The sequence below is a fragment of the Desulfoscipio gibsoniae DSM 7213 genome (assembly GCF_000233715.2).
GTDB lineage: Bacteria > Bacillota > Desulfotomaculia > Desulfotomaculales > Desulfallaceae > Sporotomaculum > Sporotomaculum gibsoniae.
The window spans coordinates 3,164,843-3,187,798 of sequence record NC_021184.1; the positions used below are offsets into that span (position 1 = coordinate 3,164,843).

Annotated in this window: 30 protein-coding genes; 8 read left to right on the forward strand and 22 right to left on the reverse strand. The window is 42.1% G+C overall.

Translation table 11 applies throughout. The annotated features are described in order from the left end of the window. Positions 1 to 72: 72 nt before the first annotated feature. Complete coding sequence (locus DESGI_RS24685) at positions 73 to 243, reverse strand: hypothetical protein (protein ID WP_006520644.1); 171 nt, start codon at positions 241 to 243, stop codon at positions 73 to 75. A 155-nt stretch (positions 244 to 398) separates the two neighbouring features. Here DESGI_RS24685 and DESGI_RS14820 point away from each other — a divergent pair, with 155 nt between their 5' ends. From DESGI_RS14820 to DESGI_RS14835, 4 genes are all read left to right on the forward strand, one after another. Next, positions 399 to 650, forward strand: coding sequence for a hypothetical protein (locus DESGI_RS14820; RefSeq protein WP_006520643.1), 252 nt, complete (start codon positions 399 to 401; stop codon positions 648 to 650). Further along, the gene (locus tag DESGI_RS14825) at positions 650 to 916 is read left to right on the forward strand and encodes a type II toxin-antitoxin system RelE/ParE family toxin (protein WP_006520642.1); all 267 of its coding nucleotides are present in this window, start codon (positions 650 to 652) and stop codon (positions 914 to 916) included. The genes DESGI_RS14820 and DESGI_RS14825 overlap by 1 nt, the downstream gene beginning before the upstream one ends. A gap of 99 nt (positions 917 to 1,015) precedes the next feature. Next, the gene (locus tag DESGI_RS14830; protein WP_006520641.1) at positions 1,016 to 1,987 is read left to right on the forward strand and encodes a PocR ligand-binding domain-containing protein; all 972 of its coding nucleotides are present in this window, start codon (positions 1,016 to 1,018) and stop codon (positions 1,985 to 1,987) included. Positions 1,988 to 2,076: 89 nt separating this feature from the next. Next, positions 2,077 to 3,129: a TDT family transporter gene (locus tag DESGI_RS14835; RefSeq protein ID WP_006520640.1), complete on the forward strand. Its 1,053-nt coding sequence runs from the start codon at positions 2,077 to 2,079 to the stop codon at positions 3,127 to 3,129. 280 nt (positions 3,130 to 3,409) lie between these two features. Here the strand turns inward: DESGI_RS14835 and DESGI_RS23945 are convergent, their stop codons facing one another. From DESGI_RS23945 to DESGI_RS14910, 16 genes are all read right to left on the reverse strand, one after another. Continuing rightward, on the reverse strand, positions 3,410 to 3,649 hold the full coding sequence (locus tag DESGI_RS23945; RefSeq protein ID WP_245561102.1) for a hypothetical protein: 240 nt from the start codon (positions 3,647 to 3,649) through the stop codon (positions 3,410 to 3,412). 74 nt (positions 3,650 to 3,723) lie between these two features. Then, positions 3,724 to 4,200 carry a hypothetical protein gene (locus DESGI_RS14840; RefSeq protein WP_006520639.1) on the reverse strand — a complete coding sequence of 159 codons (477 nt, stop codon included), beginning with the start codon at positions 4,198 to 4,200 and terminating at the stop codon, positions 3,724 to 3,726. Positions 4,201 to 4,252: 52 nt separating this feature from the next. After that, on the reverse strand, positions 4,253 to 5,089 hold the full coding sequence (locus DESGI_RS14845; RefSeq protein WP_006520638.1) for a VanW family protein: 837 nt from the start codon (positions 5,087 to 5,089) through the stop codon (positions 4,253 to 4,255). A gap of 28 nt (positions 5,090 to 5,117) precedes the next feature. Further along, positions 5,118 to 5,435: a hypothetical protein gene (locus DESGI_RS14850; RefSeq protein ID WP_006520637.1), complete on the reverse strand. Its 318-nt coding sequence runs from the start codon at positions 5,433 to 5,435 to the stop codon at positions 5,118 to 5,120. A gap of 223 nt (positions 5,436 to 5,658) precedes the next feature. Further along, positions 5,659 to 6,579, reverse strand: a complete 921-nt coding sequence (locus DESGI_RS14855) for an alpha/beta fold hydrolase (RefSeq protein ID WP_006520636.1) — start codon at positions 6,577 to 6,579, stop codon at positions 5,659 to 5,661. A 470-nt stretch (positions 6,580 to 7,049) separates the two neighbouring features. Next, the gene (locus DESGI_RS14860) at positions 7,050 to 7,283 is read right to left on the reverse strand and encodes a hypothetical protein (RefSeq protein ID WP_006520635.1); all 234 of its coding nucleotides are present in this window, start codon (positions 7,281 to 7,283) and stop codon (positions 7,050 to 7,052) included. A 106-nt stretch (positions 7,284 to 7,389) separates the two neighbouring features. After that, positions 7,390 to 7,575, reverse strand: a complete 186-nt coding sequence (locus DESGI_RS14865; protein ID WP_006520634.1) for a hypothetical protein — start codon at positions 7,573 to 7,575, stop codon at positions 7,390 to 7,392. A gap of 77 nt (positions 7,576 to 7,652) precedes the next feature. After that, complete coding sequence (locus tag DESGI_RS14870) at positions 7,653 to 9,035, reverse strand: DUF4179 domain-containing protein (protein WP_006520633.1); 1,383 nt, start codon at positions 9,033 to 9,035, stop codon at positions 7,653 to 7,655. Next, entirely contained in the window at positions 9,022 to 9,531 is a 510-nt protein-coding gene (locus tag DESGI_RS14875; protein ID WP_006520632.1) for an RNA polymerase sigma factor, read from the reverse strand. Before DESGI_RS14875 ends, DESGI_RS14870 begins: the two co-directional genes overlap by 14 nt. 303 nt (positions 9,532 to 9,834) lie before the next feature. After that, complete coding sequence (locus DESGI_RS14880) at positions 9,835 to 10,893, reverse strand: hypothetical protein (RefSeq protein WP_006520631.1); 1,059 nt, start codon at positions 10,891 to 10,893, stop codon at positions 9,835 to 9,837. Then, the gene (locus tag DESGI_RS14885) at positions 10,886 to 12,550 is read right to left on the reverse strand and encodes a DEAD/DEAH box helicase (protein WP_006520630.1); all 1,665 of its coding nucleotides are present in this window, start codon (positions 12,548 to 12,550) and stop codon (positions 10,886 to 10,888) included. The genes DESGI_RS14880 and DESGI_RS14885 overlap by 8 nt, the downstream gene beginning before the upstream one ends. A 298-nt stretch (positions 12,551 to 12,848) precedes the next feature. Then, on the reverse strand, positions 12,849 to 13,367 hold the full coding sequence (locus DESGI_RS14890) for a DUF3231 family protein (RefSeq protein ID WP_006520629.1): 519 nt from the start codon (positions 13,365 to 13,367) through the stop codon (positions 12,849 to 12,851). A gap of 24 nt (positions 13,368 to 13,391) precedes the next feature. Further along, positions 13,392 to 13,922 carry a DUF3231 family protein gene (locus DESGI_RS14895; protein WP_245561103.1) on the reverse strand — a complete coding sequence of 177 codons (531 nt, stop codon included), beginning with the start codon at positions 13,920 to 13,922 and terminating at the stop codon, positions 13,392 to 13,394. A 575-nt stretch (positions 13,923 to 14,497) separates the two neighbouring features. Further along, a complete protein-coding gene (locus tag DESGI_RS14900) occupies positions 14,498 to 15,562 on the reverse strand; it encodes a DUF4179 domain-containing protein (protein ID WP_006520627.1) in 1,065 nt (354 codons plus the stop codon). Next, on the reverse strand, positions 15,555 to 16,094 hold the full coding sequence (locus tag DESGI_RS14905) for an RNA polymerase sigma factor (RefSeq protein ID WP_015617982.1): 540 nt from the start codon (positions 16,092 to 16,094) through the stop codon (positions 15,555 to 15,557). Before DESGI_RS14905 ends, DESGI_RS14900 begins: the two co-directional genes overlap by 8 nt. A 321-nt stretch (positions 16,095 to 16,415) precedes the next feature. After that, complete coding sequence (locus DESGI_RS14910) at positions 16,416 to 16,799, reverse strand: hypothetical protein (protein WP_015617983.1); 384 nt, start codon at positions 16,797 to 16,799, stop codon at positions 16,416 to 16,418. A 127-nt stretch (positions 16,800 to 16,926) separates the two neighbouring features. Between DESGI_RS14910 and DESGI_RS14915 the strand changes: the two genes are divergently transcribed. Further along, positions 16,927 to 17,298: an endonuclease/exonuclease/phosphatase family protein gene (locus DESGI_RS14915; RefSeq protein ID WP_041284922.1), complete on the forward strand. Its 372-nt coding sequence runs from the start codon at positions 16,927 to 16,929 to the stop codon at positions 17,296 to 17,298. A gap of 105 nt (positions 17,299 to 17,403) precedes the next feature. On the opposite strand, the gene DESGI_RS14920 is transcribed toward DESGI_RS14915, so the two are convergent. Together DESGI_RS14920 and DESGI_RS23195 are read right to left on the reverse strand one after the other, a co-directional pair. Further along, on the reverse strand, positions 17,404 to 18,432 hold the full coding sequence (locus tag DESGI_RS14920) for a hypothetical protein (RefSeq protein ID WP_041284923.1): 1,029 nt from the start codon (positions 18,430 to 18,432) through the stop codon (positions 17,404 to 17,406). 51 nt (positions 18,433 to 18,483) lie between these two features. Next, on the reverse strand, positions 18,484 to 18,975 hold the full coding sequence (locus DESGI_RS23195) for an RNA polymerase sigma factor (RefSeq protein ID WP_006524782.1): 492 nt from the start codon (positions 18,973 to 18,975) through the stop codon (positions 18,484 to 18,486). A gap of 449 nt (positions 18,976 to 19,424) precedes the next feature. Here DESGI_RS23195 and DESGI_RS14930 point away from each other — a divergent pair, with 449 nt between their 5' ends. After that, complete coding sequence (locus DESGI_RS14930; RefSeq protein ID WP_006524781.1) at positions 19,425 to 19,724, forward strand: hypothetical protein; 300 nt, start codon at positions 19,425 to 19,427, stop codon at positions 19,722 to 19,724. A gap of 157 nt (positions 19,725 to 19,881) precedes the next feature. Here the strand turns inward: DESGI_RS14930 and DESGI_RS14935 are convergent, their stop codons facing one another. The 3 genes from DESGI_RS14935 to DESGI_RS14945 form a co-directional block, all read right to left on the reverse strand. Further along, positions 19,882 to 20,985: a DUF4179 domain-containing protein gene (locus DESGI_RS14935; protein WP_006524780.1), complete on the reverse strand. Its 1,104-nt coding sequence runs from the start codon at positions 20,983 to 20,985 to the stop codon at positions 19,882 to 19,884. Next, positions 20,978 to 21,532 (reverse strand): RNA polymerase sigma factor, encoded by a 555-nt coding sequence (locus DESGI_RS14940; protein WP_015617984.1) that lies wholly within the window; start codon positions 21,530 to 21,532, stop codon positions 20,978 to 20,980. The genes DESGI_RS14935 and DESGI_RS14940 overlap by 8 nt, the downstream gene beginning before the upstream one ends. A 426-nt stretch (positions 21,533 to 21,958) precedes the next feature. Further along, positions 21,959 to 22,168, reverse strand: a complete 210-nt coding sequence (locus DESGI_RS14945; RefSeq protein ID WP_006520625.1) for a hypothetical protein — start codon at positions 22,166 to 22,168, stop codon at positions 21,959 to 21,961. Between the two features lie 257 nt (positions 22,169 to 22,425). Here DESGI_RS14945 and DESGI_RS26490 point away from each other — a divergent pair, with 257 nt between their 5' ends. Both DESGI_RS26490 and DESGI_RS14950 read left to right on the forward strand, forming a co-directional pair. Continuing rightward, on the forward strand, positions 22,426 to 22,680 hold the full coding sequence (locus tag DESGI_RS26490; protein ID WP_006520624.1) for a sigma factor-like helix-turn-helix DNA-binding protein: 255 nt from the start codon (positions 22,426 to 22,428) through the stop codon (positions 22,678 to 22,680). Beyond that, on the forward strand, positions 22,632 to 22,847 hold the full coding sequence (locus tag DESGI_RS14950) for a helix-turn-helix domain-containing protein (protein ID WP_006520623.1): 216 nt from the start codon (positions 22,632 to 22,634) through the stop codon (positions 22,845 to 22,847). The genes DESGI_RS26490 and DESGI_RS14950 overlap by 49 nt, the downstream gene beginning before the upstream one ends. Positions 22,848 to 22,956 lie beyond the last annotated feature (109 nt).

The window sequence follows — 22,956 nt, forward strand, 5'->3', positions numbered from 1 at the left end:
CTTTTATAGGAGCTTGAGACCGTACCAGGGTTATTTGTTACACTAATTATGGCACCAATGATGAAACTGTTCTTACAGCATGCTGGTGGGGGATATTGCTTGATTTACAATCAAATATAAACTCTTTGGAATAAAGTAACTCCCAATCATTATAATAGCTTTAAAGTTCCTGTCTTTCGTAAAGGTATTCATTTTTACCCCAATCAGGGGCAATCTCAATATCTGCAATTGCTCTTTATCCATTATTTACCTCCTAAATCTTCATTAGCGCGACATCGCCAATGCCTTTAACCATTGGTAAAGTCAGTTTTTTTTAAGGCTTAAAATATTTATCTATATGCTCAGTATTTATTGATTTCCCGGTGGGTTTTAGATAAGATTAACTTGAGGTGATTGGCGTGGCCACAAGTATTGAGCGCTTAATTGAGGCAATTAAGAACCTATCAGCCGCGGAAAAATTTGAACTGGCCCGGCGTTTGGAGGAAACCGGTGTATTGGATGATAACCAATCCTGGTACTGGACGCCTCAGTGGCAGGCTGCTGAAAAAGAAGCCGATGAGGATATTACAGCCGGTAGGGTTTACCATTATGACAATGTGGATGATTTAATGCGTTCTTTGCGTGCCAAAAGAGAGCAGGCCTCCAAATAATGCGCTTTGTTACTACGGAAAAGTTTGAGCGATCATTTAATCGTTTAAGCAATCAACATGCATTGGCGGTAGAAAAGGCGATCAGGATGTTAACTGAAAACACTAAACACCCTTCTTTACGGGTAAAGCGCGTAAAAGGGACAAAGGACATTTGGGAAGCCAGCGCCACGCGTTCATTAAGAATAACATTCCGGTTTTTAGCGCCCGATCTTATTCAACTTAGAAACGTTGGCACGCACGAACAAGTTTTCAGGCCACCTTATTAATACACTACAATGATATAATGAAAAGAATAAGCTCTGGCAAAAATATCGTCATTTATATTAGTTTGGCTTTTGTACCACATGACAAAAAGGGTTGTTTTCATGAACGAAAGGTTAGTTTCTTTTACTCAAAAAATTATACAACCTGTGTTGGATAATATATCAAAGCGGGAAAAAATTTGGTTGAAGTTCATTGATCATAGTGGGAAATATATTGCCACCACTCATAGTAGGTCACAGTGCTCATTTTGCAGGTACATCCGAAGCAGCTATAGCGGTAACAAAAGGTGCCGTGGCTCAGCCAGGCAAGTAGTTTTTGCGTGCCAAGGTAATAACCAACCAAGTTTTTTTGAATGTCACGCCGGGTTAACTTTAACTTCGGTGCCGGTTACCGTGGCCGGATTATATTTGGGTGCCTTAGCTTTTGGTGAAATTACCGAAAAACCAAAGCCATATGTTTTACAAAGAACATCTAATCTGGGTTTAGATGTTCAAACACTGCAGATCCTGTATGAAGAAATGCCGCTTTTTAACCGAAGACAGATTTCCATGTTGGCCGAATATCTTTACAGCATCAGCAATTGTTTCATTGAAATAGGCGTTGCACTAACCGAGACTGAACAATTTGAAACTAAAAAAAATTCTTTCTTTTTTCTAAATAAATACCTGAGCGATGAAAAAATTATTAACGATGAGCTGATAAATACTCCAGTTAGTAATGGCGAGATATCATCACCAAAAATGCAGAAATTAGTTCATGATGCGGAAAAGTTTATAATTAACAATTATAAACACCCGATAACTTTAACAAATGTAGCTGATTTTATCCACATCAATCCAACTTACTTTTCTTACCTCTTCAGACAAGTTAAAGGGTATACGTTTAAACATTATTTAACTCAGCTAAGGATTGAAAAAGCAAAGCAATTACTATTGAATTCTTCGTTGACGGTAAGTGAAATTTCCCAGTTAATTGGTTATGATGACAGTAATTACTTTAGCCGGGTGTTCAAAAAGGTCACTGGCTTTCCTCCCAGTTTATATCGCAAGCAACCAAAAAAAGTCCAGATTTAACTTGAGTAAACACAGGAACTTTGCAGCGGTTGGTATTACAATAAAGCTGTAAAGTTTTTTATTTTATTAAAAACTGGGGGGAAATAGGTATGAAAAACTTTGACGGATTAATACCCAATTTTACACCATCATGGTTTGCCAGCGTTATGGGCACAGGTATTTTAGCTATTGTCAGTTATTTTTACAGTACCGGTTTTCCCTGGCTAAAGGGCCTGGCTACCGCGGTTTGGATACTGAATATGTTTTTATTTGGGTTGTTGGTGGTACCCTGGGTGTTAAAATTTATTTGGCATAGTAAAAAAGCACTGGCGGATTTCAGGGAACCGCTTACCGGGCAGTTTTATGCCACCATGCCCATTGCCTGCCTGGTAATAGCGGCTGACCTGCTTATTGTGGGTACGGATAGTTTGGGCCCGCATCCGGCCATTGGTATGGCTAAAATTATCTGGATTATGGGCGCGGTATTATCCGTGTTGGGTGCGGTGGTTATCCCGCTTTTGAACTTTACCAACCGGGAAGTGCAATTGGAAAACATCAACCCGGCCTGGTTTATGCCGCCGGTAGCACTGATTGTTATCCCTGTTCCCGGAGCTAAATTGATTGCTTACTGGCCGGAAAGCTGGCAGCTAATCATGCTTATTTTTAACTATGTAGCCTGGGGTAGCGGTTTCTTCCTTTTCATAGCGTTGGAGGCGATATGCCTGTACCGTTTCTTTTGCTGTCCCCCTTTGCCCGGTAAATTGGTCCCTACCGTCTGGATTAACCTGGGTCCTATTGGTGTCGGCACCATAGCCCTTTTAAACCTGGCGGCCTCCAGTACGCCCTTTTTAGGTCAACTTGTAGAACCGGTTTTGCAAATACTTGCTCTTTTTTTGTGGGGTTTTGGTTTCTGGTGGATTATTTGTGCTATTTGTTTAACTACTTACTATTTGAGAAATAATGATTTGCCGTTTTCTTTGGCATGGTGGGCTTTTACCTTTCCTCTGGGTGCATATACCGGAGCTACGTATCTGGTGGCTACCTTTTTGCATTCATCATTTGTTTACGGCTATGGTTTTCTCTGCTACCTGTTATTGCTCACGTTATGGTCCATTGTTCTTGTACGTACCTTGGTGGGTGTTAAGAAAATGGAGTTTTTTTAATGTTTATTTGTTATTATTTTATCGGCTTCGGAGCAACAGCAATGTGCTGACAACAAAAAGAATTATTGAAAGCGAAATAGTAAAAATCACAGCACCAACAGGATGAATAATGTACCCTTCGTATCTATAATTATAATTGGTACTTAATAAAAAATTATATAAGCAGTACGATATTGGAGCAAGTAAGATTGAAAGTGCATAAAGAATAATTATTTTTTTCTTTTGCATACCAAAGCTTTCCCTTTCTTTTAGAAAACGTAAATTGAAAAAATCCCACACCTCAGCGGCCTAACCTTTCCAATAGGTCAGCCGCCCACGTTCCGATTACCGGCAGGCGACGAACGTCACCAGACCTGATACCTCCCAACGCCACCAGCACCAAGGGATATATCACCATTCCGGCGCATATCGCCAACAATATAGTCCAGGTATTGCTTCCCCATTGTTGAAGTGCTACGCGGTACATAACCAGGACACAGAACGACATAATCACAGTGGCAATACCTGGCCTTATTAACATCTCTACAGCTTTGAACTTAAAACCTACCAGGCGTGATAAATACACTATGTAGCAAATAAATGAAAACTAACAATCTAATCATTTATTTGTACTATATTACTAGCTTTCTCCAAGAATTCATTTAATGTGCCTTTATCTTTTTGGATTATTTTTTTATCTGAAGACAGGATAGTTTCTTTCAAACTATTAATATCCAGCAAATAATTACTAATTTGTTCATCGTTAAAATCGTTAGCATCTATAGTCATGATTTTTCCCATAAAATCGTTCATATAAGTAGATAAACTATTATTCTTATCAAAATGGTTACTTATAATATTTGCTTCTATCATCGCAGCATCAGCAGAGTTTTGTGCCCGTGCTAATAAAGAAGGTTCTTTTTCATCTAGATATTTGTCAAGATAAATTCCAGTAGCATTTAGGTGATGGTAAAAATTATTAAAGGCTTGATCAGTTATGGTTGCATTTTGTTTCCACTGTTCAAATAAAGTAAATCCTAAGAAAATGTTAAGTAATAAAGAAAATGTCAGAGCATAAAGCATTCTCTTCATTTGGATACCACCCCCATGATAAAAGACTATCTATTGGCACCATGCCCCATAGCTAATTTTTTATTTTACCTTCAGGCAAAAAAGGCGCATACATCATAACCGCATGGTTTTCAGTTATATATTCATCTCTGATTATCTTATCGTTTGTATCAAAAACTTTACGCCTTAGAACATTATGACGCATGTGGCCTCCCCACTGTTCATGAGTAAAGATATGGTTGGTTTCATACACGTGGTAATATAATTTTGCAGGTTGGCTGCAGCACCATTGACCATGCAGATATTTGTCACCAACCCAAACATTAAGCTGATATATTTCATCAGTATTATTGGTTATTTGCAGGTCAATATAGTTATATGCTACAGTAGCCCCACTACCAAATGGCTGGGTGCGTTTTGAGTCCGGGAAGACATCGTAACTATGTCTCCATCGCTCGGTTACTGTAAGGGGGGTATGTAAAGTCATCCAATATATTAAATTGGATAACTGGCACAGACCACCGCCCACTTCTGGCCTAAAGGTACCATTATACAAGACCATACCTTCTGCATAACCTTTAATTTTAGAAGGCTTACCAACTACTCTCCAAAATGATAATGTTTCGCCCGGATTTATTATTATTCCATTAAGGCGTTTTGTAGCTATCCTCAGATTTTTTATTTTATTATGCTGAAGCCACATGTCCACGTTGCGCAATTCTCGCAGCAGCGGCGTTTTATGATTATAAATAGTGAATTGTAGAGGTTGCTTTTGCTTGGTTCGGGTATATTTTGTCCGGTTAATTAGCCATATGAGATAACGTCGCCAGGTAAAGTAAAACCTGCCAATGGACATACGTATCCTGGAACGCATTTGTGGTGACGAATATTTGCCTTGCTGTATCGTCATAGGCTAAAACCTCATAAACAAAATCAGTTTAATATTTTTGCCTGTTACCAAGTTTATAAATCCCTATCACTAATAAACCCATACTGATTGCCCAGTAGACAGCTGCACTTCCAATTAATAATGAGTTATTTTCGGAAAGCATGGAGTTTTGAGGTAATTGACGGGTACCTATTAACTTTAACCACTGGTAAATACTAATGGATAACATCACTAAATGTGCAACTATCCAGGCGTGAGCATTATTTTTAGTGGTTCTCCATTGTCTAAACATAATGACCAAGGAAAAAATCATTACCATAGCAACACCGGTAATCAGAAGCGGCATCACTTCTTGCTCCATCGGCATAGACGAAATTCCCCCTTGTATCTAATAAGCCAATTGGTTTAGTCCCTCTCCAAATAGTCGTACCAGGCATTTTCAGCCTTGACATGGTACTCATAACCCTGGAGATCCGGATACTGTACCATACACTGGTCTAGGGAACTGTTTTTGAGACGATCAATCGATATGGCCTGAACGTAACTAGGGAATTGCTAATTTAAGTATACTTCCCTGGACCACAGACAGACTATTCAAGGGAATTATCCAGGAACTCAATTACCTTTGAGGAATAATCCTTTTGGGCTTTGAAATAGGACTTTAGATGATCTGCTCCCGGCACGACCCACAGGTTGGCTTCGATTCCTGCCGCCCGGGCCGCTCGGAAAATTTCCCGGCTGTTGGCCACGGGAATATCCCTGTCGGCATCCCCGTGGATTAATAAAAGTGCCCGGGGTGATAAGTTCTGTACCGCTCTTACCGGGCTGACTTGCTCGGGGTTGATCCCTGTAAGCAGCGAAAGCTCAGGCAGAAGCAAGGTGTGAAAAGGATAAGACCTGGACCCCAGGTGCCGTTTGAGGTCGGCAAAAGGGCTGTCGGCAATGACCGCGTCCACCGCCGGTTCCCGGCTGCCGGCCAGGATGGCCGTAGCGGCCCCCATGGAAAAACCAAGCACCGCTATTCTGTGCGCAATATCCGGGTGACTGCGCACAAAGTCAATTGCCCCCAGGAGATCCCGTACTTCATACTGGCCGATGGAAGTCATGTTGCCGTCCGATTCGCCGCAATTACGGAAATCAAACATTAATACATGGTACCCGGCATTGACCAGTTCTTCGGCGAGGGACAGGGCGGGCACGTCATCCTGCAGCCGGTTGTTGCGGTAACCATGGGCAATGATGACAGTCCGGTCGCTGTTTGCGGCGGGGAGCAGCCATCCCTTGATTTGTAAATGATCTTCCCGGCTGGGAAAGGTAACATCCTGGTAATCCAGGCCCAACGCGGCGGGAGTTTTGTCTACGGGATAACGACGCGGGTGGGAGATGGACCAGCACACGCCGAACGATACGAGCAGGGAAAATAACAAAACTATAGCGGTTGCTTGAATGACAAGCCGCCGTTTTTTATTTGGCCTTTTCCGGGCTTCTTGTTTAACCTTTAATTCGGGCAACCATATCCACCTTCCAAAAACCTTTCTTTCCACCCGGTTAGCCCGGGAAAAACGACCCTTGAACACCGGCAAATATTAAACAACATCTTTCCATATAATCTTGGCATTTGCTTTCCGTCGACCAGCCAGGTTTATACGAGAGTTCGGTTACCTCAAAAATTATTTTTCCTCCATGGGTGCACAAAACAGTTATTTAATGGACGTAATTATATATTGCCAAGTTCCCAATTTTTTCTCCTTCTTCCGTTCATCAGACGTCTTGGCCTGGTTTTGGGCATTGATCGAATAATCTTCACGAGCACCATTGATTAAGTATAACTCGTTTACCGGTAACTCCGTTGAGGGAAATTGGGCCGGGCAATTAGTCCACGGACACAATACCGACCCATTTATATTAAAGACTTAATAATTACCCAAAATGTTCCTGTTAATGCATAATAAAAGACCCCAAGAAATAAGGTCTTTTATCTTTAAGCTCCGACTCTTTTTTTTATGTAATATGCCAGTACAAAGGGAATCAGAGGTACAAGTGCGAATAACCTAAACCAATTCTCAAAACCGCTAAAATAAAGCATTGGTAGTAAAAAAGCCATCCCACTTATAAGTAGTAACGGCCAAGATTTTTTCCATAGTCCGTAAACAGATAAAAACAGAGCAACTCCAATCAATAGCCAGAAGATGAATCCTACCCAATAGAAGCCCATTTGCCCACCTCCCTGAATAGCATATATAAAAAATCCCAGTCCTAAGAAGCCTTTACAGTGGCACATTTAAAATCTTATTCTCTCATACCACTCTCAATAAATTTTGTTATTCTTCCCTCTTTTTAATCCCTTTTTCTTTTATTAACTCATATCCCGAGGATAAAACAGAAATACTTACTAAACCAATAGCTCCCCATTCTAATGCGGTCCAATCAGAACGATACCTAGTGAATAATACCCATAGTAACCACAAAGATCCCATAATTACAATAATTAGCCTTTGTAACAACAAAATAAATACCTCCTTTTCATAGATTTGTTGTTCATAAGCATCGGTTTTTACGGCGCAGGTAGAGCTTTTCGTTTAAACTATTCCACGGAAATCTGTATAGTAAAAGAACCCAAATTGTCCCGGTACTCCCAGTAACCCGCATTGACCAGTGCTACCGCTTTACTGCCGCGCGGAAGCTCCCAGCTTAATTTTAAGACATATTCTTTTTCGGTTGCATCACCGGTGGTTTCAGGCTGTTTCCCAATCGCCATACTTACTGAACTTTCCATTTTAGGTCTTGTGCGATGAATTTTTCCTTGCGCATCTAAAACCTGCCAATCCGAGATTGAAAAGGGCCAGGGGTTTTTTTCGTCGATGAGATAACTAATTGTTGCCTCTTCTATGCGCCCGTGTTGCTGTAAATTCATAATCCGCACTTCGCGCCCGTCAGGCGCAACGGCTGATTGTTCACCGCTCAAAGGTAGTCGCGTTTCGCCTTTTTGGTAAACCCGGCCCGCCAATTCAAGTATTACTTGCTGTGGTACGGGGTCCAGGCGCTGGAATTCAAGGTCATAGGTTTGTTCCCAGACATCACCCACCCTGGTACCGTGAGCGTCTGCGCCCCGGGGCTCCACCAGGCTACCGGGCGTTCTTAACCTAACTTCTCGGATTGTAAGATCCGGGGCGTGTTCTTCGCCTTTGTAGCGTAATTTAACCACCGTCTGTGTAGGAACCAGAATAAGTTCTTCAATGAAAAGCGTGCCATTGGGTATTGTTGTGCTTTGATCGACGGGCACACTACGGGTTAGTTCGGTTAAAGCGGCTCTGGTGACGGGAAAGGATACATCCCAGTTTCCTTTTACATTACCGATTTGACGTACTTGAAGTTTTAAAGTACCGCTTTCCTCCGGTAAACCATCACTGAGCTCTATGCTGCCCACGAATACGCCGTCCATGATATCTCCTCTGGCACCCATGCCGGATGCCCAGGTTCGACCGTTAAAAAGAATATCATGTCCTCTAAATCCCCGCGTAATACTAGTGGGATTGTTACCTTCCACGGTATAGATTATCGTTGTCTGAGTCGGGTCGGCCAGTATACGGTGCACCCGGAAGGTGTATCCTTGATCTGTTTTGGCCGCCAGGATCTCTTGAAACATTTCGTGCTCTTCAGCCCATTGCCACCCCTTTTCAATGCCGGACCAGTTGGTGATATATCGTCCTACTACCGATAAATTTTCCACCGCCCAGCTGCGCATGCCGGGTGAAATAGTAATAAATGTTATAAAGATTACTGCGGCTGCAGCTAAACTGCCCAGAATTTTGAAGCGTTGATTTCTTTTTTCCTTTTGAGCAAGATCACTCACCAGTTGTTCCAACCGCTGTGATTTTACCGCAGGTAATTTATTCTCTGCTGCCCAGCTGTTTAGTTTTTCCCGGATGTTTTTTTCCTGCTCCGGGGATAGATTATCGAAGTTCATGGAGTTCCCTCCTTGGCCCTTCATCTTCTTCCAACTTTTCCTTCAAACGTTTTAAAGCTCTATTAAGCCGAGATTTTACAGTACCGATGGGTATTTGAAGTTCCATAGCTATATCCTTCAATGCCAGATCGCCCAGGTAGCGCATGAATAACACCTGTCGGTGTTCCTGATCAAGCAACGCGACCACTTCCCAGATGGCGGATCCTTCCGGTATAACTTCACCAGATAGCATTTCAACCAAATCCGAAGGTTCAACCGGTATAGTTTTTTTGTTAATTCGCAGTGTATCTAAGCATTGATTGATCAGAATGCGGCGAATCCAGGCCGGGAAGGCAGAATTACCTCCCTTAAGCTTGTTACGATTGCGCCATGCCTTCTCCACCGTTTGCTGTAATACATCCCAAGCATCGCTTTCCTGGCCTAGGATTCCCCAGGCAATGTAAAAAAGTTTTCCCTCTTCCTGGTGTAACAGTTCTAAAAATTTACGTTCATGCAAATTGTCAACCTCCCGGACCGGTCCTCTATTAAAAAGACTGTTTTGGTCAGGGGAAAGGTTCCAACAAAATAATTTTTTTGATTTGTCACTATCCCTAAAGAAAATGCAACATAATATTAGCAAATTCATCTTAGTAATAAAGGAGTAATTTTAGGAATGGAAAAGCAAAATAATAGAGGCTGTAAAAAGTGCGGGCCTACAGAAGTGGCTTTAACATGTTGAAAAAAGTAACCATTGATCACCATTTATAATCCTGTCATAGGTTTCGCTGTATCCAATTCCAAAAGCCCATTAGATGCCGGGCTATTCACTTCCATGGGCGATACAAATCAGCCGCCCGGCATCGCCTGGTATTAGTCGCCGGGCCGGTTCGCCGCATACGGGGCAGGCAGGGTCTTCAATATCGTTGCTGTAAGGATTATAGACAACAATTTGATTATATGACTTGTTTTTGTGCTGCACCTCCAGCTTAATGTGAACGCAGGGCAGGTGGTAGGCTACCAGGTGGTCCAGGCACACCTCCGCTTCCACGGCATAGCGAGTGGCAACATCTTCCTCCCGCAGCTGGCGGTCACGTAAAGTGGCGGCCAATTGTTTTTCCAGCCGGCTCTTTTTAAACGTATCGTCTATGGCGCTTATTTTACGCTCAATTTCAATGGCGGATTGCTCATAATAACTGCTTATTTTAGCCAGTTCCTTTTCCCTTAAAACGGCTGCCGACTGGCATACCGGTTCCGCCAGCTGCCGCACCTGCATTTCAACTTGCCGGCAGGCCCGCCGGTGCAGTTGGGGCAGCAGCAGCATATCCGCCTTGGGCAAACGGTAATCAGGTTTGGTAACGGGTACTATATATTTCCATAAATCGGAGAAGGACAGCTTGGGCAGGCCGCTGTAACCGTCTATGACCACCGGTAACAGAGCTTCGGTTTTTTCAAAGGATCGGAATATACAGCGAAAGTTAAACTCAAAAAATACATGATCCACCATCCACTGGTGGATCACACGGGGCGGACGGCAGCGTAGAAATTCCAGGCCGGCCATTACCCGCTGCTCCAGGTTGCGGGGCGGGGTGACGCCGATTTGGGGCCGGAACAAACTGGTATAGTGTCCGTAACCCAGGGCCAAATCAGTAGCGTTATCCAGCAGGCTGCTGCCATAAGTGACAAATGTACTGCCGGGGTTTTCTCCCGCCACTTCGTAATCGAAGGCCAGCAGCAGGTGGTCATCCTTGAAATGTGCCGACAATTCTTCGGGCAGCACTGTCTCCAGCAAACCATAGCCGGTTTGTTCCACCAGCGCCCCGGATCGTTTCAAAAGAGATTCCATAAAGTCCTGTAAAACAAGCCTATTTTGGTTATTCATCGGGCAAAAGCTCCCCCAGCAGGCGGTCATCCAGCTCTTTGACCACCCGGTAATGTTCCCTGGCCGAGATCAGTTCTTCACCCAGGTTGTCCATTTGTTGTTTCAGCTCTTGTTCGTTAGCGTAACGGGACCAGATATCCATGACAATATCCTCGAAATCCCGCTTTTCTTTAAGGTTGCCCAGTATCATATCCAGCTCGCCCACCACTAGTTGGAACATATTAATCTTGGCGTCCAGCAGCTCGAGAATATATGATTCGATGGTCCCGGCCGCGGAAAGATTGTATATATACACGTTGCGGGTCTGACCCAGACGGTGAATCCGTCCGATACGTTGTTCAATGCGCATGGGGTTCCAGGGCAGGTCATAGTTGATCAAGTTGCGGCAAAACTGCAGGTTGCGCCCTTCGCTGCCTGTTTCGGTGGCTACCAGCACCCTGGCATCGCTCATGAACAGCTGTACATGCTCTTCCTTTTCTAAACGCCGCATATCTCCGTGCAGTTCAGCAATCTTAAAGCCCCGGTCACGCAGCAGAGTGGACAATGATCGTTGTGTTTCCCGAAAACTGGTGAATACCACCACTTGATCATTAATTTGCTCCAGCAGACGTACCAATGTGTCGGCTTTGGAACGCTCCTTAATCTCCCTGGCCTGGGCTGCCAGTGTACTAAAAACCCGTCGCAGCGGTGCCGGTTGCTCAGGATTGGCAGACATGCGGTCCAGGGTGGTAACAAGAGCCTCCAGGCTGCTGCCCGCCTCCCGCTGCAGCATTTTTAATACAAACCGGTTTACCCCCGCGGCGGGCTTATCGGCACCCGGGGTATAGTACCCCCGCACAAAGGTGGTCAAACGTTGATAAAATGCTTTTTCCGCCAGAGACAGGGTTACCTCAATCACTTCAGCCCGGCGCTGGCAGGCGATGGCCCCGGTTTCGCTGCGCCGGTTGCGCACCATCACTTCACGTACCAACCGCTTTAAATCCACGGAATTTTTTACTTTCAGCGGGTTGCCCCGGGTGATATATTTGCGTTTAAATGAGGCCGCTGTTTCCAGCTGTCCCGGCAGCAGTAAGGTAATTAAATTGAACAGTTCGCCCAGGTCATTTTCCACCGGTGTGGCTGTAAGCAGTAAAATATATTTTTTCTTGAGATGACTGACCAGTTGGTAAGCCTTGGTGCGACTATTTTTCAAGTGGTGTGCCTCATCAACGATAACCAGATCATATTCCGCTTCCAATACCTGCCGGCGGTGATTTTCCCGTTTAGCGGTATCTAAAGAGGCGATGATGTGAGGAAATGTACTCCAGGGATTGGGCTCTGATTTAAATGCGGCGCTGTCATAGGTTATAAAATCCAGGTTAAACTTGGTATACATTTCTTCACGCCATTGCTCCACCAGGGTGGGAGGTGTAAGTATCAGCACCCAGCGTATTAGGCCCCGGAGCAGGTATTCCATCATAATCAGTCCGGCTTCCACGGTTTTACCCAAACCCACTTCGTCGCATAGCAAAGCACGCCCGCGCAGGTGCCGCAGCACATGGCGCACCGTCTGCTGCTGGTATTCCAATGGCTGAACGTTGCGCACCGCAGACAGTGACAGTAAAGTATCAAAGCCCGGGCTCAGTGACAGTTGCAGAGCCTGGCGGCGCAGCAGCAAATCGTTATATGGAGTGATTTGTCCGGCGGTCTCGGTTTTCTTTAGTATCAGGGCATCTTCGTCAGGGAAAAATCGTATATTAAGGTTTTGGGCAAAGTCTTTACCAGTAGCAGTTTGTTGGGTTATACCGGCATTTTCCGGGTTACTTGGTTCGTTGGCGGTATGTTCACTCGTAGATGGGGTACTGATTTCCGTTATCTTTTCCGGTATTCCGATCAGCTTTTTCCTTTGGTTGTGACGGTTTGAGCGAGTAGCTTCAACCGTTTTGATAATTTCCTCCGGTACATTTTTATTATCACTAAGGCCTGTAGACGGGTGGTTTAATTAAGTAATCCTTGATTTTACCGTATTCGAGATACTTATCATATATTTTCATTTCTTCGACCATAAAAGACATAAATAAATCCCTAATTTTCGGTGAAGTACTGTGAATAAAGGCCATGTTATGAACCGGTAAAAAGGCTTGAATGCCTCTTAGTATCCGTCTGTAAATCTGTTTATCAGATATCAACTCAGCATTTACCGTCTTTTGAACATTTTTTGGTGGCCTATTAGGTAAAGGAATGCCATAGTTCAAAAGCTCTTTTTCTAATAACTTGATATGCTTAGTAAGAGTCTTGCTGCCGGAATTAAGAACTAACTTTAAATCATTATCTTTAACGAAGCTGTTTAAAAGATTGGTAACATGAATGACGTTATATCTCTGCATCAAATGATTCCAGAGATGATAAACCTCACTTACATTTATATTTTCTTGTTTATCCATGAGAGACTTGTCTAATTCAGAGATTTTTCCAATGTACTTGAATATCTTCATGATATCAACCTCATTTTTTAAATTTTATGGACGATAGACAGGCGGTTGATTCAAAAAGCCTTTTAATTTACCGTATTCAACCAACATTTCCTGTAATTCAATAGTCAAGATTAAGTGATTTTTTAAGCCTTTTCTGACGTCAGGGGTGGTACTTTGCATAAAGCCGATGCCGAGAATAGGAAAAAATGCAGCAATAACTTCATAGAACATTTGAAAAATGTCCCTGTCGCTAATAGACTCTATATGAACCGTCGAACTTACATCTGCCGGCGGTCTCATGGGAAAAGGCAAATCATAATCGCGCATTAATGCTTCCATATCTTCAATTCCTACGACAAGGCCTTCTTTGACCTTATTTTTTATGATTATTAAATCATTATCTTCGATCATATGTTCAAAAATCTGCAAGGTTTCCAAGGCATCCAACTTGCTGACTAAAACATCCCAAATATAAAAAACTTCAACTACATTAATAATTCTTTGTTTTTCCTTGGTTGACTTACCCATATCAGCTACTTTTTGGACTTTATCCATTAAATCTACTATTTTTAACACTCCTTTTTGTTTCTGCTTTATTATAATTTCCACCAACTTTTTCTATTATACTTTTAGAATCGAATTTGACAGTTTACCCCCAAATTGAGGTTCCTACCACCCGACGAACCCAGTGAAATTAAGGGTAGATGTTTTAGAAATCTCAAGAGCATAGTGTCACGCTTTTCATATAATTATTATTAGCATATGGCTTACGATGTAAGTCCATCTTAAGAGCATAGGGAGAGGAGCGGCCAAACTCCATAACTCTTTATTATACTCCCACTCATATTGTTACTTCGAGCAACCCGTCCACCACTTTTACGGATCTGGTTGATGGAAACTATAGAATATACGTTGTCAACGCTGATCCTTCAACCTCTTGGTCCGGTACTATCTACATGTTGTATACGTATCTTGGGTAAATTGCGTGATAACACAAGAAGCGGCCCGTTCACTTGCAGTGGGCGGGCCGTTTCCATAACTTAAGGAACACGCGAGATCATTAAGCATGCACAACAAAATTCAACATATCTGACGGTTCCTGCAGTAACCAGTTAATCCAAATATTGTCGGAAGCGTTATTTTAGGGATATTCAATTAATTGGCACAGTAATGGCCAGTTGTGGTATGTTTGGACAGCTTCCTTCTGTGACACCCTCTTCGTACATAACCGCCAAAACAGGTTCAACAATAATGGACTTTACATCATCTGGCGGTGTTAAACATCGAAGTATTAGATCGTCCCAAACTACTTCATTTCCGACTTCTTTCGGGGGATTTATAGCTGTGAACCCTTCGTAAATGGGTGGTTTATGGCTTGATGTATAAACGGTAAATTCCATACCGTTTAAAGGCATGTAAATCGGGAGTCTGTTGTTCATCTGTAGTGGCTGGCGTACTTGCATTGAAATGGTTGTATATACCGGCCCTTTATTTACTTTGTTAACAGTGATTGTAATCCCATCATGGGTTTTGCTTGCATCCTTTGGATGAAATGTTTCAATGGCATTATCTATCGCTTCACTGGAAACCGAAACAGATAATGTCCAATTTCCTTTTATTGTACCTACCTGGTAAATAGGAATCGTCAGCATGCCGCTTCGGGACACCTGATCAGATGATAGGTACCAAACGATATCACCACGGTACGTATTTGGCAATACCAAATAATCTTTCCCCGTGGCACCATCAATAGGAAGCGGTTTACCGTTCAATAGAATTTTTGCCACAGTAAGGTTTATTTGTGAAACATCAATCGGTTCGTACCCTTCCGGCACCTGAATAGCATAAATTAATATCACCTGATTGCCATCGTAATAGGCTTTTGGCACAGACACGGTAATTCCTTTGTCAGTTACCGATGGGTTAGCTTCCGACGCGTACTGGTTTAGTTTAGGGATGTTAGTAAACGAGTATAACTCGCCAATGATGGGTACCTTTTGCAATACCTTGGCCATCACCGGTGAAACGAAACCAGAGATACCAATCGCCATGATTAATAATATTGCAGCATAGGCTCCGTAAGCAAGCAGTCGACGTTTCCAGTTCGCTTTTTTACGTTTGCGTCCACGGCTTTGTTTGACTTGTTTCCATGTCTTATGGGATACATTGATCCGTGCAGCATCTTCTGTTAATGCTTTGTGAAATATGTCAGACATCCTGAACGCCTCCTTTTACTTCCTTATTAATAGCCTGGGCAAGTATATGTCGTGCCCGATTAAGGCGATATTTGAGCTTTCCCAGTTTCCATCCGGCGGCCTCGGCGGCCTCGGCCTCCGTACATCCAATGAAATGTACCAGGACGACGGCGGTTCTCTCGCCATATGAGAGATGCCGCATGGCCTCGTCTATGAGCATTCGGCGTTCAGCCTGCTGGATATCGTCGCTTTGGCTGGAAAGACGAATTTCGTCAATGTTTATAACGGTCTTCCGCTTGCGTACTTTGTCCAGGGCTGTGTTCACTAAAATTCGGTAGAACCAGCTGCGAAACGCGCGTACATCTTGTAATTGTTGTCTATGTACATAGAGTTTAAGAAACGCTTCCTGGGCGACTTCCTCGGCATCGTGTTGATGCCTTATAATGAGCCAGCAAGTTCGAACAGCTTGATCCCAACTAAGCTGGAATAACTCCTCGTACGCTTGCTCTTCTTTATGGCGCACACGTTCGATAATTTCCTCCGGTATATCCACCTGATTCACTCCCTTCTATAATATAGACGTTGGAAATGGAGAAATCGTAGGATTGAATTTGAAAATTTTTTATAATCCTTACGGCACAGTAAGAGCCAATAAAGTGTAGTTTTGGAATTAATTAAACTTTTCAAGAGACCATAAAAAAATCCCTTATTCTATACAAAAGGAAAAGGGATTTTTTTTGATTTTAGGTTGTATTCCTATCGTCTAATTTGCCTTTATAAGTGAAAGGGTCAACTGAAATAGAAATTTCCAATGAAAACTTGCGCCAGATAGTATCAAATTAACTAGAAAAGAGCAGGTCATACCTGCTCTTTTCTAGTTAAAATTCGTTTTTTGATAATCCTGATAAAATTTGATTAAATAGTCTACTTCCTCTCTACTTGATCCAAGCTCTTTTATTAATACTTTTTGAATATAACCTTCTTCTATAGTCGAACCATTAGCCGGTCTGGTAGGACTAATTAAGCCAAATATGGTTTGTCTTATCTTGATTCTGGCCATATCCTTTGCAGTCGGATTATTACCCTCTCCCCATACCCACTGTCCGTCAATCTGGCAAGGGAAATCATAAATAATATAGGCTGTACTGGGATCTTGATGCTTGTCAGATGCTGGACCTCCGGAAATTTGATAGTACCTTCCACCGATTGAAATATAGTGATTGAATTTTTCTAAAGCGATTTTTAAGTTATGTTTCATCCTGGTTTCCCATGCGAATTTGTCACTCTTGAGTATCTCGTTTTCTATATCTCTTACACTTTTCGGGCGATTCTCCCATGACGCGATTGTAAGCAAATACCCCTTGACAACTGCCCTAACAGTTTACATGCCTAAAGTAAAGGACAAAGAAGATCGCAGCTTTCTTCTCGCCCGTGCGGATTTTGGCAGCACCTACCTGTATGCAGGAACATTCCACTTAGGTTTGGAAGGCGATAGCGAAAATCAGGCTCAACAGATAAAGGACGAGTTATACAACAACGGTTATTCAGATAAGAAATTGATTATTGGTGGCGACCTGAATGATAAAGAAGGTTCATCAGACACTTACAACAAAATGCTTTGGAATGTATTTCCCATGGCTGATACTGGACCTGGAGGTGTGTGTACAAATAATTGCTGGCCGGATGCTCCGGGCAAACCGAGAAAGATTGATTTTTGGTTTAAACGAGGTCTGGCAAATAGAAGAAGAAAAGAGTAAAGTATTGCCAATTGATATTTCTGATCACCGACCAGTGCTGGCTTATATCTATACCGGTTAATGAAAGGGGGGAGCATTCCCCCCTTTTCTTTTTTGTTTCTGATTTTAATCTCTGGTGACTTCAGTACTAATAAAATTGGCTATCGGTGTGCCATCTTTCAACAGTTTCCACACCCTTGTACAGTTTCCTGTATCTGAATCTGTAATTAACAAAACGTATTCCCCGTCACCTGTCTTAATCAAATCTACCACTTCCCAATAATACATCTCATCTAAAGCTCCGTCAAAAATCTGTTGCAAAATGCCAGTACTCAGCCTATACCTGTATAGCTCCCAAGCGTGCCTGAAAAATAACGAATCATCTTCATACTCTAATACTGGCACCCATGGGTCTCTAGTTTTTAGAATATCCTGAGGTTTATATGTATTTATTATATCCCCACTGCTATTTAGTTCTAAAACAACCCGACTAAAATCATTATAGTGTGGCGGGTGAGTATTATTTTGTAATACAACAAAAAGATGATCATTTTTGCCTACTAAAAGTTTACTAAAATATGCATCTTGTTGACGTTGATTGGATGGCAAGTTATCAAAATCAAAAATTACATTTTCTTTACCCTCAGGCGTCATTCTTAACACCTGTTTGGCTGAAGAGAGATAAAAATTACCTTTTTGATCCACATCTAATGAATTATAGTTGGACAGTAGTGCTGGCGGCTTTTTTTTAGAGAAGATCTTTTTTATCTCTTTTTTTTCAACATCAATTAAGTTGAGAGTAGATTCTTGTACGACACCCTGTTCATATTGGCAATTTAAAACCACCAATTTTAAAGGGCTTACCACAGAAAAGTCTTCTATGGTTCCTTTTTTAATTTCCTGCTCCTCAGGTATCCAGGCCATAAGGTCATAAATTTCCCCGTGGTCATACATTTTTATTGTTGAATAATTGTCTAAAAAATATAGATAATGATCGTACGATTCTATCTGAGTAGGGTTATTTAGCTGGCTTTTTACTTTCCAGGATGCACTTGAACAGGAAGTTATTGTAGCTATAATCAGTAAAGACAAAACCACCAGAATGATTATTATCAAATGTGATATTTTCCCACAATCTTTAAGCATATTTTTCAAATAGCCCCCCCCCATTAAGCTCATTTGGCCTTTTCCTTGCACAATTGCAACTTACTTCGCAACAGAGTATTTTTCGGGCTGTCTGCTTTTTCCCGGAGGCGGTACTAGTTGTTTTCGCAATGCCCACCGTCCCGTATTCAACAGCCGGGTTACCGCCGTTTTTTCTATACCAGTCATCTCTGCAATCTCGACATAACCCAGCCCTAATACTTCTCGCAAAACCAATACCAGCCTTTCTGCAGGCGGCAGCGTTAAAAGGGCTTCCTGAACTTTGTTTGTACTATTGTTCTTTTTTGGTAAGCTTCTTTTATCTTTAGGTGAGTTTTTACCCAGGCTGGATGTGGCTTTATTTATGTATATTAAACAGAGGCTTTTCAAAGCTGTGTTTAAGTTTATATTGCCGTTTAATGCGTTAAAAACATCCTTTAATAGCTTTTGGGTTTCCCTATGACTGCCGGTTAATCTGTAGCCTGTGTTGTAGAGTAAATTTACTATTTGTTCGGAGGAATTACCCCGTTTAGATATTTCCCTCAGTTTGGGCATGGTCCCTTCTCCTTCTTGTTTAAAATCGCTTTAACATGCGGCATCAAGTTCTAAATTAACCTTGGACACTCTCCTCTCACACCTCTCAACTGCAAAGTAAGCCGATCGTTAAATTTACTATCTCTATAAATATAGACGTTGGAAATAGGGAAATCGTAGGATTGAATTTGAAATTTTTTTATACAATCTTTAAGAGCGGGAAATACGTCATACAAAGTATTATTTTGGAGTTAATTGAACTCTGCAAGAAGTCGGATTAAAAAATCCCTTATCCAATAAAAAGGAGAAGGGATTTTTTTATAATTTAGGTTGTATTTCTATCGTCTAATTTACCTTAATAAGTGAGAGGGTCAACTGAAAAGGAATTTTATGAGTTTGGGAACGGCCATAAAAAAATTCCTTCGCTCCCTTCAGGGGCCTTTTAAATTATAGGAAAGGAGGTATTTGCAGTGGCTCAATATAGTTATCCTTTCGACGCATATCCGAATTACACGGTACCCCATGATGGCTCTACGTTTTATGTGGCTGGCAACGTGTCGGTAGCTATTTCAAATGCCAGAAGCGACGTATCGGACTGGGCGCTTGGGTTAATATTGCATAACCCGAATACCGGAAATAACACTCCTATTCACACAGTGACTTCAAGTAACCGGTCTACCGTGTTTACGAACATGATAGCTGGAAATTATCAACTTATTTTGAGAAGCGCTTCTGATTGGGTGATCGGCACCGTCACCATCTCTAATTAAATTGGTGCGACAACCCGGGAAACGGCCTGCTCACCTAAAGTGAGCGGGCCGTTTCCATGACTCCGGAGAACCATACGCAATCTAAAATATATCCTGTGTACTATGACAGTCCTTTTGATCGCCGGCTAATTCAAGTGCTGCCGTAAATATAGGATATTCAATTAAGTGGAACAGTAACAGCCAGTTGCGGCATCGTTGGACAGTTGCCCTCTGTTACACCCTTTTCATAAAGAACCATCAAAATAGGTTCGATAACAATGGCCTTTACGTCGCTGGATGGAGTTTTGCATTCGATTGTAAAGTCCCAAATTTTTTCATTCCCGACCTCCTTAAAATGTTGATCGTTAACTTTCGGAGAACTCAGCTTAATGACCTGGTGGTTTGTGTCGAGAATACGGAATTCCATCGGCAACCCGAAATCTTCAAGCAGGCTCGTCTTACTTACCGGCTTGCCATCCGCCCGTAATCCCTGGCGCAATTGCATGGTGATGTCGGTATATACCGGCCCTTTGATTACTTTACTGACGGTAAGTGTCATTCCATCATAGCTGGTGCTTGCATTCTGTGGAAACATAGTTTCGGCGCCACTATTTATTGCCGTACCGGAAACCGGGACAGATAATGTCCAGTCTCCCTTTACCATGCCTATCTGTTTAACAGGAATGGTCAGTACACTATCCTGGGGTATTGTCTGATCAGATGCCAGGTGATAAGACAAATATCCACCGTACATATTTTTTGATACCAGCGAATCAGTGGACGAGGCGCCCAGAATTTTAAAACCTGAATAATCCCAAAGAGGTTTACCGTTCAGCTGAACTTTATTATCAATATCAAGTAATATTTTAAGCTGTACATCCGGGGCAGGTATATACCCCTCGGGTACCTGAATGGCATAGAGCATATTTAGCCGCTTGCCGTCGTAATAGATTTTTTGCACAGAAAAGGTTATTCCCTTGTCGGTTACCGACAGGTCAGGTTCTGATGCATACTGGCTGAGCTTAGGATTATCCGACCAGTATAACTCACCAATGATTGGCACTTTTTGCAAAGCCTTGGACATTACGGGTGAAACGAAGCCTAAACCGCCAATGACTATGATTACCAGTGCCGCGGCACTGGCATAGACCAGTAGCCGGCGTTTCCAGTCAGCCTTTCCACGTGCGCGCCTGTGACCCTGTTTGACTTGTTTCCATGTCATTTGAGGCACATTTATACGGGCAGCATCTTCCATTAACGCCTTGCGGAATATGTCAGACATACTGAACCCCCCCTTTGTCAACCCCGTTTTTTATTTCCTCGTTTATCTCCCGAGCGAGAACACGCCGCCCACGATTCAGGCGATATTTGAGCTTTCCCAGTTTCCATCCGGCGGCCTCGGCAGCCTCGGCCTCCGTACATCCAATGAAATGTACCAAGACGACGGCGGTTCTCTCGCCATATGAGAGATGCCGCATGGCCTCGTCTATGAGCATTCGGCGTTCAGCCTGCTGGATATCGTCGCTTTGGCTGGAAAGACGAATTTCGTCAATGTTTATAACGGTCTTCCGCTTGCGTACTTTGTCCAGGGCTGTGTTCACTAAAATTCGGTAGAACCAGCTGCGAAACGCGCGTACATCTTGTAATTGTTGTCTATGTACATAGAGTTTAAGAAACGCTTCCTGGGCGACTTCCTCGGCATCGTGTTGATGCCTTAGAATGAGCCAGCAAGTTCGTACAGCTTGGTCCCAACTAAGCTGGAATAATTCCTCGTACGCTTGCTCTTCTTTATGGCGCACACGTTCGATAATTTCCTCCGGTATATCCACCTGATTCACTCCCTTCTATAATATAGACGCTGAAAATGAAGAAATAGTAGGATTGAATTTGAAATTTTTTTGTAATCCCTACAGTACAATAAAAGCCAATAAAGTATAGTTTTAGAATTAATTGAACTTCTTATGAAATCAGATTTAAAATCCCTTATCCAATAAAGAGGACAAGGGATTTTTTTGATTTTTATCGACGAGCAGAAGAATAATTTTGTTCCAGCTTTTAGGTATTTCAACACCAGTATTTTTTCGTCGGATACTGTCGGATAAATACGACAAGTTCTCGCATCCAGTTGGAAACATTTATACATTTGTTAACGTCATAAATGTTAAATAGTACCTACAGTAACAATATAAGCTAGTTTAAAATGCTTCGTTATGGCACAGTTGCTGAGTTGAGTTGATACATAATAAACCACGTCATCAAATAAAATCAGCTATTATTAAATTATAAGATTTATTTTCCAGCTTCACGTTCATCTCTTTTATCGTTTCGTTAAGTTTGTTCAGAGAATCATTGAGTTGATCCAATTTTTCCGCCATGGTTTGAAGTACATAGCGGAGCAATATAAAGCATAATACAACCGGAAACCCCACGTTTGCAGTCATTGAGATAATTTCTTCTATATTCATAAATTTCTCTCCCATCTTTAAATAAACGGCTCTTACTTTTAAGGAAATAAATAGCTCTTTTAACAACCAACAAAATATGGAACCGACACAAAAGGGCATTATTTTTGGTTGTTAAATTAATCTATAAATCTCCCTATATAGTAAGAACTGTAGAATAGGGAGGAGATAATATGAGCAATGAATCCAACGTTATCGATTCTTACAGAAGGGAATTAAAACGCATTGCCTAGCGTTTGCAATATAAAACCAGGTCTAAGTTGAAACATGAGCTTCCCCTAAAAGACAATCTCAGCCATAGCGATCCTTTCACAGAGCATTCAGATAAAAAAATATTAATACAACAGTTACTTGATTCAATTCCTTCGGATATCCGCAAAAGAATTATTTATGAAATTTACTTTGATAACAAAACGGAGGCTCAAGTCGCCAGAGAAATGAACATTAGCCAACAGGTGGTGAATAAATGGAAAAAAAAGGCCCTCCAATCACTATGTCGGAAACTGAGTTCCTAAAACTGTTATCGTTAGCTAAACAAAACGATGCAGAGGCAATCCTCAAACTGCTGGCGTTTTTCAAGGAAGATATTTTAGCCTTAAGTAAATATATTCATACAGATCGGGAAGACGCCATACAAAGCATGACTTTGAAGTTAATTGAACTTTTCAAGAAGTCGGATTAAAAATCCCTTATCCAATAAAAAGGAGAAGGGATTTTTTTTATTTCAGGTTGTATTTCTATCGTCTAATTTACCTTAATAGGTGAGAGGGTCAACTGAAAAGTAATTTTAT